The organism is Aerococcus tenax (genome assembly GCF_003286645.3).
GTDB classification, from domain to species: domain Bacteria; phylum Bacillota; class Bacilli; order Lactobacillales; family Aerococcaceae; genus Aerococcus; species Aerococcus tenax.
The window spans coordinates 96473-107803 of the sequence record NZ_CP127382.2 but is presented as its reverse complement, the minus strand read 5'-3'; the positions used below and the strand labels follow the sequence as shown (position 1 = coordinate 107803).

Annotated in this window: 8 protein-coding genes; all 8 read right to left on the bottom strand. The window is 47.0% G+C overall.

Features of this window, described 5'->3' with window-relative positions; all coding sequences use genetic code 11:
• Window positions 1-121: 121 nt before the first annotated feature.
• The 8 genes from gatB to DBT50_RS00455 all read right to left on the bottom strand — a co-directional run bounded on the left by gatB (window position 122) and on the right by DBT50_RS00455 (window position 11143).
• The gene (gatB, locus tag DBT50_RS00490; protein ID WP_111852681.1) at window positions 122-1552 is read right to left on the bottom strand and encodes an Asp-tRNA(Asn)/Glu-tRNA(Gln) amidotransferase subunit GatB; all 1431 of its coding nucleotides are present in this window, start codon (window positions 1550-1552) and stop codon (window positions 122-124) included.
• A 15-nt stretch (window positions 1553-1567) separates the two neighbouring features.
• Window positions 1568-3019 (bottom strand): Asp-tRNA(Asn)/Glu-tRNA(Gln) amidotransferase subunit GatA, encoded by a 1452-nt coding sequence (gene gatA, locus DBT50_RS00485; protein WP_111852680.1) that lies wholly within the window; start codon window positions 3017-3019, stop codon window positions 1568-1570.
• A gap of 5 nt (window positions 3020-3024) precedes the next feature.
• Window positions 3025-3324, bottom strand: a complete 300-nt coding sequence (gene gatC / locus DBT50_RS00480) for an Asp-tRNA(Asn)/Glu-tRNA(Gln) amidotransferase subunit GatC (protein WP_060777539.1) — start codon at window positions 3322-3324, stop codon at window positions 3025-3027.
• Between the two features lie 257 nt (window positions 3325-3581).
• On the bottom strand, window positions 3582-4718 hold the full coding sequence (locus DBT50_RS00475; RefSeq protein WP_111853477.1) for a CamS family sex pheromone protein: 1137 nt from the start codon (window positions 4716-4718) through the stop codon (window positions 3582-3584).
• 63 nt (window positions 4719-4781) lie between these two features.
• Window positions 4782-6764: an NAD-dependent DNA ligase LigA gene (ligA, locus tag DBT50_RS00470; protein WP_111852697.1), complete on the bottom strand. Its 1983-nt coding sequence runs from the start codon at window positions 6762-6764 to the stop codon at window positions 4782-4784.
• Between the two features lie 62 nt (window positions 6765-6826).
• Window positions 6827-9283: a UvrD-helicase domain-containing protein gene (locus tag DBT50_RS00465; protein WP_111852678.1), complete on the bottom strand. Its 2457-nt coding sequence runs from the start codon at window positions 9281-9283 to the stop codon at window positions 6827-6829.
• Window positions 9284-9752: 469 nt separating this feature from the next.
• The gene (locus tag DBT50_RS00460) at window positions 9753-10409 is read right to left on the bottom strand and encodes a GntR family transcriptional regulator (protein WP_060777536.1); all 657 of its coding nucleotides are present in this window, start codon (window positions 10407-10409) and stop codon (window positions 9753-9755) included.
• 80 nt (window positions 10410-10489) lie between these two features.
• Entirely contained in the window at window positions 10490-11143 is a 654-nt protein-coding gene (locus tag DBT50_RS00455; RefSeq protein ID WP_111852677.1) for a glycoside hydrolase family 73 protein, read from the bottom strand.
• Between the last annotated feature and the right edge of the window lie 188 nt (window positions 11144-11331).

The window sequence follows — 11331 nt, the reverse complement described above, 5'->3', positions numbered from 1 at the left end:
TAAACAATATTTGTTCTAGTCTGTCTCTTTTTGCATCTTCTCGAGAAACAAAGGCAAAGAATCCAAGAAAAAATCCACACCCAAACGGATGTGACATTTTTTTATATACTGAGAAAGTACATTAACGTTTATCTAATTCTTGTTTTAAGAGTTTGTTCAAGACTTGTGGGTTGGCTTGACCCTTGGTTTGTTTCATCAATTGACCAACCAAGTAGCCCATAGCTTTCTTCTTACCAGCCCGGTAGTCTTCTAGGGATTGTGGGTTATTGTCAATGACTTCGTTAATCATTGGTAGCAAGGTTTCTGGGTCAGAAATTTGAACCAAACCTTCTTTTTCCACATATTCCTTAGCAGAACCGCCGTTTTCAGCCAGGTGCTTGAAGACTTTCTTACCAATTTTTGAAGAAATGGTCCCGTTAGCGATCAAGTCGATCATTTCGGTCAAGTTTTCTGGCGTTAGACCGATTTCGTCTAAGGTCTTTTCATTGTCATTCATGTAAGCGGAGACTTCACCCATCAACCAGTTGGAGACTTGCTTAGGGTCGCCACCCAGTTTAACGGCTTGGTCGAAGAAGTCAGACATCACTAAGGTTTGGGTCAAGACCATAGCGTCATAGTCAGGCAGGTCGTATTCTTCGACATAGCGTTTCCGACGTTCAGCTGGCATTTCTGGAATCGATTTTCTGATTTCGTCCAACCATTCTTCACTGACGGTAAATTCAGGCAGGTCAGGTTCTGGGAAGTAACGGTAATCAGCTTCCCCTTCTTTAACCCGCATGAGGATGGTCTTTTGATTATCCTTGTCCCAACGGAGGGTAGATTGAACCACCCGGTCACCCCGGTTTAAGACTTGGGCTTGACGTTTTTCTTCGTAAGCCAAACCGCGACGGACGTTGGAGAAGGAGTTCAAGTTCTTGATTTCGGTCTTGGTCCCGAATTCTTCTTGGCCATAAGGGCGCAAGGAGATGTTGGCGTCACAACGCATGGAGCCTTCTTCCATCTTCACGTCAGAAACATCGATAAACATCATGGTTTCGCGGATTTTTTCTAGGTAAGCGTAAGCTTCTTCTGGTGAACGCATGTCGGCTTCAGAAACGATTTCCACCAAAGGCGTCCCTTGACGGTTTAAGTCGACTAAGGTGTCACCTTCAGCGTGGATACTCTTCCCAGCGTCTTCTTCTAAGTGGATTCGTTCGATGCGGATACGTTTAGTTTCCCCATTTTCCAGTTCAATATCCACATAACCGTGTTCCCCTAAAGGACGGTCTAATTGGGTAATTTGGTAGGCCTTAGGGTTGTCTGGATAGAAGTAGTTCTTGCGGTCAAAGCTTTGAACCGGGTTAACTTCACAATTCAAGGCTAAGGCTGCCCGTAAACCAAATTCAACGGCGTGGTGGTTGGTGACTGGTAGGACACCAGGGTAACCCCAGTCAATAACGTTAGTTTGGGTATTAGGATCGGCACCAAAACTGGTAGGTGTTGGGGAGAAAACTTTGGATTGCGTTTTTAACTCAACGTGGATCTCTAAGCCAATAACTGATTCATAATTCATGTAATAATCTCCCTTCTACTCTGGATGTTTGGTATGGTGGTCGGTAGCTTGTTCGTAGGCATAAGCGGTCTTGTACAAGGTCGCTTCGTCGAAATAGTTACCAATTAATTGTAAACCGATTGGTAAGTTATCGCTGTCGAAGCCACAAGGTACCGAAATACTTGGTAGGCCGGCCAAGTTCACAGGAACGGTTAAGAGGTCGGCTAAGTACATTTCAATTGGGTCATCGGATTTTTCACCGAATTTGAAGGCGGTTGAGGTGGTGACTGGACCAGCAACAACATCATATTTTTCAAAGAGTTCTTCAAATTCTTGACGGATCATGGTACGGACCTTACCGGCTTTCTTGAAGTAAGCGTCATAGTAGCCTGATGATAGGGAGAAGGTCCCTAACATAATCCGCATTTTGACTTCGTCACCGAAACCTTCTGAACGGCTGCGGACATAGAGGTCTTCCAGGTCTTGGATGTCGTCTGCCCGGTAGCCGTAACGAACCCCGTCAAAACGTTGCAAGTTGGAAGAAGCTTCTGAGGAAGCCACAATGTAATAAACTGGAATCCCGTATTTTAAGAGTGGGAAGTGGACTTTTTCCACGATGGCTCCCATGGATTCAAGTTTGTCAATGGCTTTTTCGACCCGGTCTTGGACATCGGCTTCGATCCCGTTGGTGAAGAATTCTTCAGGAACGGCGATCCGTAGACCTTCGATGCTTTCCCCTAATTGGGCGGTGAAGTCAGGAACTTCAATATCAGCAGTAGTAGAATCACGGTGGTCATGGCCAGCAATGGCGTTAAGCACCAAGGCGTTGTCTTCAACGGTTCTAGTCATAGGACCAATTTGGTCTAGGGAAGAGCCAAAGGCAATTAAGCCCCAGCGTGATACCCGGCCATAAGTAGGTTTCATCCCCACAATCCCGTTATAGGCGGCTGGTTGACGGATAGAACCACCGGTATCAGAACCTAGGGAAGCGACAACTTCACCAGAGGCAACAGCGGCGGCAGAACCACCGGAAGAACCACCTGGTACCCGGCTGGTGTCCCAAGGGTTTTTACTTGGTCCAAAGTAGGAGGTTTCGGTAGAAGACCCCATAGCGAATTCGTCCAAGTTTAATTTACCAATAGTAATGGCGCCAGCGGCTTCTAAGGCTTCCACCACGGCGGATTGGTAAACTGGCACAAAGCCTTCCAAGATATGGGAAGAAGCAGTCGTTTCAATGCCTTCTGTAATGATGTTGTCCTTAATTCCGACTGGAATCCCTTGTAGGGGACGGTCGGTAGAATAACCTTTTTCATCACTGGCTTTTGCGGCTGCAAGAGCGCCTTCTTCATCTAGGGTGAGAAAGGCCTTGTAAGTTTCATCGAGTTCCTTAATACGATCAATGGTAGACTGTACCAATTCAACGGCAGTGATTTTTCCATCGACCAATTGTTGGTTTAAGCCTTTAATGCTTTCATCAAATCGACTCATATGGATTAATCCTCACTTTCATCAAAACTGGCTGGTACGACAATAAAGCCATCCCGTTTGGTTGGCGCATTTTTTAACATTAGGTCACGATCGGTACCTGCTTCAGGTTTATCATCGCGCATAATATTTTTTAGGTTAATACCGTGAGTCATGACTTCGACTCCTTCGGTATCCACTTCAGAGAGTTGTTCAACCATATCGAGGATTTCAGTAAAGCGGTCGTTCATGGGACCTACCTCTTCGTCAGAAAAGGATAGTTTTGCAAGTTGTGCCACGTGTTTAAAGTCTTGTTCGCTGATAGACATAATGGCCTCCTTTTTTCTTTTTCAAAATATTTACTGTTCTATTTTAACATAAGTTCTTAGGGCATTTTTACTGACTTACTTATTCTTGTAAAAAAATCTCACAAATTAAGAGTTGGACGTGACTGTCGCACTCTTTCCAAACCTGCTCCAAGCGCGAGGTGAGCTCCATTTCAGAAGTCCTTGCAAATCCTCTTTGAGGATTTACTGCGTACTTCTTCCAATGGTCTCCCCTCTTTTTGCGCTTGTCGCACTCTCTATTAATAAACTGTATATTGGAATTTACCTTGGCCGGAGAGGCGGGTGATGTTGGCGGTCATTCGGCTTGGGCCTTCGACGGTCACCTGCATTTGTACGTCTTTAGGATAGATGGCGTCCAGACTGGCAATGACGTGTTGGACCAGAGCGATATTTTCAGTATAGCCGTCAAAGGGAGTATTGATATGGAAGTCAATCCCATTTAACTTGCCGTTATCGTACTGGCCGACGCCGACAATCCCACTTAATTCAGGGAAGAAGGACTCAATTTCGCCACGGAAGCGGCTGAATGAGGTATTGTCTTCCTCACGGGGAGCTTGGTCGACCCCGTAAACGACGTATTGGCGGTTGTATTCCTTCCACTTCCCTAGGCCTGCTCCTGGTTCAGCAATGGCTTCAGCCATGTAAGCCCCGCCACCTAGACTGTTTTGCTTATCATTATAGAAAAGGGCGATTTGGATCGGGGTTTGACCGTATTTCCCTTCTTGGCGGATGCGTTCAACAACGGTTTGGGCCATGGCCTTGCCTTCTTGGAGGGCCTGGTCGCGGCTAATTTCCACCGTTTCTTCGGTATCCTTGTTTTGGAAGCGGTCTTCGGCGTTCATGGCCAGGCCGAGACTGATGACTTTCAAGTCATAGTCATCCCCATTTTCTTGCATTAAATTGTATTCCAAGATGGAATTCAAATAACGGTGTTGGAATTGATCGCGGTCGCTCGCGGCGCTGGCTTCGGGGTTAAGCCCTTCAGGATTGTCCTGAGACTTGGGCTTGAGCCAGGAAGTGATCTTGTCTTTGGAGAGGACCTGGCCTTCCGCCAAGGAATACTCATCGGTGGGATAGGCATTCTTCATTAATTCATAGAGACCACGTTCCATATTTTCCAGGTTGGCCTGGCTAGTCCGACTAGACAGGGTCCCCCGGCTGTTACTTAAGGGATAGCTGCCATCTTTGATAGCGGCAGGATAGTAAGCCTCGGTAAGGGTGTTCTTCTTACCACTTTCTTCCTCTTCACTACTTGATTCTTCCGTGGTTTGGGTTTGCCCAGCGGTTGATTTAGGTTGGGCGTCCCTCCCACAAGCTACTAACAGGCTCAGTGACGCTAAGCCAATCACGATCATATGTTGGATGCGTTTTTTCACGGTATGCTCTCCTTTATCACGATATCTGTAGAGTCCATACTATTCTAACACGAAATCAAGTGACTAGGCATCTTCTAGGTGACTCAACATCTCTTCTTCATCAAAAATTAAAATATCTAAGTCTTGGGCCTTGGTCAATTTACTGCCGGCATCCTCACCAGCCACGACCACATCGGTATTCTTGGAAACGGAACCGGTGACTTTTCCGCCTTGGCCTTCAATGAGGGCCTTGGCTTCTTGGCGGCTATAGTGAGTTAGCTTGCCAGTTAAGACCACGGTCTTGCCCTGCCAGAAGGAATCCACATTGGCTAAAGTTTGCGGGCTAGCGCCGAGGTAGGTCATATTAACCCCCCGCTCACTCAGGCGGTTGACTAAGGCAGTCACCTCATCGTTAGCAAAGTATTCCTCCACACTGTCGGCGATGATTTCACCAATCCCGTCAATAGCGGAAATGGCCTCCCGTTCAGCGTCCTGGATGGCTTTCATAGAGCCAAAGGTCATGGCAATATCGCGGGCTGCCTTAACGCCCACATGGCGGATCCCTAAGCCAAAGAGGAGCCGTTCCAAGGAATTTTTCCGGCTCTGGTCGATGGCTTGGAGGATGTTTTGGGCCGATTTTTCCTTGACCTTGTCTAGGGTCAGGAGGGTGCCTTCATCTAATTGATAGAGGTCACTAGGGTCTTTGACATAACCCTTCTCGTACAATTGGGTAATGACCGCTGGCCCCACCCCGGTAATATCCATGGCATTCCGAGAAACAAAGTGGAAGAGTTTCTCCTTAGCCTGGGCCGGACAGGCGGGGTTAACGCAACGGAGGGCGACTTCATCTTCTAAGTGGACGAGGTCGCTCTGACAGATGGGACAATTTTCAGGTTCTGGATAGGGTTCACTATCAGCATCCCGGTCTTCCGTCACCACGCTAACCACTTCAGGGATAATATCCCCAGCTTTATGGATCATCACGGTGTCATGAAGGCGGATATCCTTGGCTTGGATCAAGTCCATATTATGTAGGGAAGCCCTTTGCACGGTCGACCCTGCCACTAGGACCGGATCCATGACGGCAGTAGGAGTCACTACCCCAGTCCGCCCCACGGTCCATTCAATATCCCGAATAGTGGTTTTCGCCTGTTCAGCGGGGAACTTATAGGCAATGGCCCAGCGTGGCGCCTTGACGGTGTAGCCTAATTCTTCCTGTTGGTCGAAGTCATTGACCTTGATCACAATGCCGTCAATATCATAGGCCAGGTCATGGCGAACCTGACTCACATGTTCGACATAGTCCCAAATTTCTTCCTTACTATGGGTCAACTTAAATTCTGGGTTCACCCTGAGCCCCCATTGAGGATAGCTGGTCAACAGTTCTGCTTGACTATTGACCCCCGCATCGGCAGGTAAGACACCAGTATAGAGAAAGACATTCAGATTTCTCTTGGCGGTCACTTTGGGGTCTAATTGACGGACCGAGCCTGCCGCTGAGTTACGCGGATTGGCAAAAGCCGCCAGACCGGCTGCTTCCCGTTCTTCATTCAATTTAGCAAAGGAAGCCTTGGGCATATAAATTTCTCCCCGAACTTCTACACTTAAGGGTTCTTGTAAGCGGAGGGGAATGGAGGAGATAGTTTTAATGTTGTTGGTAATGTTTTCTCCCGTATTACCGTCACCCCGGGTGGCCCCTCTGACCAAGCGTCCGTCTTGGTAGAGCAGGGAGACAGACAGGCCGTCAATTTTCATTTCACAGACAAATTCGGTATCTGTTCCAAATTCCTTTTGAACCCCGTCTACCCAGGCCATCAATTCTTCCTGGCTAAAGACGTCGCCCAAGGACAACATGGGATGGTCAAAGTGAACCTTGTCAAACTTTTCATTTAAAACATCCCCAACCCTTTGTGTGGGGGAGTCGCTTTGAATTAATTCGGGATGGCTGGCTTCCAGTTCTTCCAATTGACGGTAGGTCTTGTCATAGAGGTCATCACTGACACTGGGTTGGTCTAAGACATAGTACTCATGGGCATAGTGGTTTAACTGGTCAACCAATTCTACCATTCTTTCCTGGACCCCTTGGCTATTTTCCTGCGCTTGCTCTTCTTTTGTCACAGCAAAACCTCCTAATCTTCTTTACTAATGGGTGCAAAGGCCGCTAACAAGCGCTTAATCCCCTGCCCCTTAAAGGCGATATCTAATTCTTGGTCATTGTCCGTTCCGGTTACCTTGACCACGGTGCCTACTCCCCAAACCTTATGGCGGGCCTTATCGCCAACCTGCCATTCCACCGCTTCACTGCTCTTGGCTTGGGATTGGCTAGAACCCTTAGCAAAGATCGACCGTTTTTCTTGGGCTTTGGCCGCAGACTTGGAGACCCGGCTTCTGCGATTATAGTAGGCCGGTCGGCTGGAAGAGAAGCTCCCCATTGAGAGCGGGCTATGGTCTTCCTTGGCTAAGAGTTCATCGTCAATCTCCGTGATAAAACGTGATTCTGGATGGCTCTTATGTTGGCCGTAGAGCATGCGGGAGTAACTGTTGGTGAGATAGAGCTCCTCTTCTGCCCGGGTAATCCCCACATAGGCCAGACGGCGCTCTTCTTCTAATTCCTCATCGTCTTCGCTAGCCCGGGAAAGAGGGAAGATGCCCTCTTCCATACCAATGATAAAGACGATGGGAAACTCCAGCCCCTTAGCGGCATGGAGGGTCATGAGGTTGACTTGTCCTGCTTCTTCATTAGTCTCACTCTCATCCAGGTCAGAAACTAGGGATAGGTCGGTAATAAAGGCCAAGAGAGCATCATCACTAGCATCCGCACCCGGATCTAAGCCAAGTAAGGCTGCTTGACCCAGTCCGGCATCTAATTCTTCGGGGCTCAAGAGCGACACTTCCCCTGCTTGGTCATCTTGACTGGAATCATCCATGATATTCACCGGTTCAACCGCATTCCCGGCTTGGTCAGTCTGGGTAATTTCGGCTAGGGCTTGGCGTTGGTCAGCTTCCTTCTCCCAACGTTCGTCAAAGGCCCGGGTCACGGAAAGAAATTCTTCAATATTTTCAATTCGGGCCGTCGCTTCCAAGGTCTTTTGGGCCTTGAGGTCGGCTAAATAACCCGACTTATCTATGACCTCTTCGGTGAGGTCGGTGATGGTAAGAAATTCTCTTTGTTTTTGCAGCTTGGTCATCATGTCCGCAAATTTCTTGAGCGACTTAGCGCCTTTCCCTGAAATAGGCGCATAATCTACCTTTTGAGCGGCCTGTAAGAGGGTTAAGCCATGTTCACTAGCAAAGAGACGCAGCTTATCCAGGGTGCCTGGTCCTATCCCCCGCTTAGGCACGTTAATAATCCGGGTGAAAGACAGGTTATCTTGGGGATTGGTTAGGAGACGCAAGTAAGCCAGGACGTCTTTAATTTCCTTACGATCGTAGAACTTGAGCCCGCCGACAATCCGGTAAGGAATATTGGCCTTGACCAGGGCTTCTTCCATGGTCCGGGACTGGGCATTGGTCCGGTAGAGGATGGCGATGTCCTTGTATTGATAGTCCTTGTCAGTGGTGGCTTGGCGGATCTTATCCAAGACATAGTGACTCTCATCTTGTTCGTTTTGAGCCCGGTAATAGTTAATCTTCCCACCAGCCTGGTTATCAGTCCAGAGCTTCTTAGCTTGGCGGTGGACATTGTTTTGAATGACTTCATTGGCCGCTTTGAGAATAGTCTTGGTGGACCGGTAGTTTTGTTCGAGGAGAATCACCTTAGCTTGAGGATAATCCTTTTCAAAGTTAAGGATATTCTCCATATTGGCTCCCCGCCAGCCGTAGATACTTTGGTCAGCGTCCCCAACCACACAGATATTCTTGAAGTAATCGGCTAAGAGCTTGACCAGGCGGTATTGGGCTTCATTGGTATCTTGGTATTCGTCCACGTGAATATAATGGAATTTTTGTTGGTAATAAGAAAGAATCTCGGGTTGTTCCTTAAATAGGCGGACCGTCAACATAATCAAATCATCAAAGTCCAAGGATTGGGCGGCTTGGAGGCCAGCTTGGTAGTCTTCATAGAGGTCGGCTACTATATTTTCGATAAAGCCAGAGTACTCTTCCCGGTATTCCTTGGGGCCAAGCAAGTTATTCTTGGCATCAGAAATCTTGCCTAAGATCATCTTGGGTTTGAATTGGGTGGTATCCAAATTATGATCCTTCATGATCCGCTTAATTAAACTTTGTTGTTCGGCCGGATCAGCAATGGTAAAGGACCGAGAGAGACCGATGGCTTCCGCTTCCCGGCGCAAAATCCGCACACACATGGAGTGGAAGGTACTTACCCACATGGTATCTGCGGCTTCGCCAACTAAGTTTTTCACCCGTTCTTTCATTTCATTGGCGGCCTTATTGGTAAAGGTAATGGCCAGGATATTCCAAGGCCGGACCGCTTTTTCTTCTAATAAATAGGCCATGCGGTGGGTGAGGACTCGGGTTTTCCCCGATCCCGCCCCAGCCATAATTAAGAGGGGACCTTCTGTATATTGGACTGCTGCTTTTTGTTGTGGATTGAGACCGTCGATTAATTGATTAATATGGGTCATACCAAACCTCCGTTCTGATATTCTTTAATAGTCTATCACTTCTATATCCCGCCATCAAACAGTTTAGATATAGAGTGTGAAGGGTGCGCCAAAGATCGGTAGAGCTACGCATACTATATCTGTAACTCGCTTCACTTCTGAGATAGAGCTCACCTCGAGCTTGAAGTACCTTTAGGCTAAATGCATTGAAATGGAAAAAGGCTGGATTTGAGTCCAACCTCTTTGGTATTTTGTTTAACTTGTTTACTAAATCGTCTTGGTGATCATTAAAAGAGATGACGAGACGAAAGTCTCTTTTCAAAATACGAATTATCTAATCAAAATGTGCTCCAGTCACACTCAATCAAAACCTGCTCCAAGCGCAAGGCAAGCATCCACTTCACGGAAAGTCGACGAATTCTCTACGTGAATTCTTCCGCCTTTCCGTTCCAGTGGTCTTGCCTTTTGACGCGCTTGTCGCACTCTTCTTTTAATAATTTATTTGTTGCAGGATCAGTTTATTGATCCACATGCGGATATATTTGTTAGCCTGTGGGTAGTCGCCGTCTTTGAGGGCCTGAATGAAGGGTGGATAGATATTTTGCATGTCTTCTAACTCTGCTAAGAAGCGCTCTTCCCGTTTTTTGGCTTCATTGATATAGAGTTCATGCAGGTTTAAGACTGTATCCAGAGTCACCCGGCGGAAGTAAGCATTGGAATGATAAGAAACCAAGAGCTGGAAGAGCTTGGCCTCAGCATCATAATAGTCATTAATCTGGTCAATGGTCTTATCCCACTTTAAATGGTGGGCGATTTCGTCTAACTGCTTGGTATTGACCGTGATGCCCTTATTTTCCATTTGCTTAAAGAGGGCCGTCACCAAGAGCTCAATAAATTGGAGCCGTTCCACAATCGCCTTGGAATTAAGGGTATTCTTACAAACCACGGCCCCCTTATAGGGCTCAATCCGGACATATTTTTCCTTGGCCAGTTGGTCCAAGGCCTTGCGAATGGGGGTACGCGACATATCCAATTGTTTAGCTAAATCATTTTCTTTTAAATGAGTGCCTGCTAACAACACGTTATTATCAATTTGTTCTTTCAAATAGCGATAAGCTTTCTCCTTATAACTCATAGACTTAGCCATTCTTGCTTCCTCCCTCGCAAACGTTAAATTTCCTTTTAATGATACCAAAAATTATTAGCTAAATATATTCCTTTTTTGGTCTAGGGATCAAATTGCATGAGACCGTAACTTTCAATTAAGTGGTTCAATTTGTCCGCATAGCCGGGATCTGTCGCATAACCCGCCTCAGCCAGGGCCTTGGTCGCCTGACGGTAATGACGCGCTTGTCTGACACCTAGGTAGAGATCGGGGTTCCAATCGGTGCCATTAACCATTAAATTGCCATGGTCAATCACCGCGCTCTGCCAGTCGGGATAAACCTTAAAGTGATCGGTAATGGTTACCCAGCCCCCTGGACCATGTTCTTGAGTCGACAGGGCCACACTCGGTTCCCCCGCCCCTGCCTTACGCCCGAAAAGATTCCCATACTGGCTAGCCAACTGGCTCTTGCCAAAGTCCGATTCCAAAATGGCTTGGGCAATGACGACACTGGGTAAGACTTGGGATTGGGAATAATTAAGCGTGGCATAGTTACCAATTTGATTGATGAAGGCAGCCTCTTGGTCACTCATTTCCTTATCCTTCCATTGGTAGGCAGAAAAATTAAAATAAGGCAAGAAGTGATTGGCACAGTAGGTCAAGCCCAGTAAAGAGAGGGCCATCAAGATCATCACAGCGAATCGTCGCTTTCTTTGTTTGGGCCAAAAGTACTTTTTAAGTTTTACCTTAGGAGCTTTCTTTCTTTTACGCGCCACCGGGCCTCCCCTTTCACCTCTTAAGTCTTAATAGATGATCACTTCTACCAAAACTTATTGTTCTATCTTTAATTGTATCATTTTCCCCAGCCTAAGCCCATTAATTTCCCAAGAAGATCAAAATCATCAAGAAAAAGAGCTTTTACGTCCTATTAAGTGAAGCTAGTTTTCTCACTTGGATGAAATTC

Bases quoted from the DNA above. Each gene is read 5' to 3' on its own strand.
- gatB (WP_111852681.1), bottom strand. From the start codon at position 1,552: ATGAATTATGAATCAGTTATTGGCTTAGAGATCCACGTTGAGTTAAAA.
- gatA (WP_111852680.1), bottom strand. From the start codon at position 3,019: ATGAGTCGATTTGATGAAAGCATTAAAGGCTTAAACCAACAATTGGTC.
- gatC (WP_060777539.1), bottom strand. From the start codon at position 3,324: ATGTCTATCAGCGAACAAGACTTTAAACACGTGGCACAACTTGCAAAA.
- ligA (WP_111852697.1), bottom strand. From the start codon at position 6,764: ATGGTAGAATTGGTTGACCAGTTAAACCACTATGCCCATGAGTACTAT.
- DBT50_RS00465 (WP_111852678.1), bottom strand. From the start codon at position 9,283: ATGACCCATATTAATCAATTAATCGACGGTCTCAATCCACAACAAAAA.
- DBT50_RS00460 (WP_060777536.1), bottom strand. From the start codon at position 10,409: ATGGCTAAGTCTATGAGTTATAAGGAGAAAGCTTATCGCTATTTGAAA.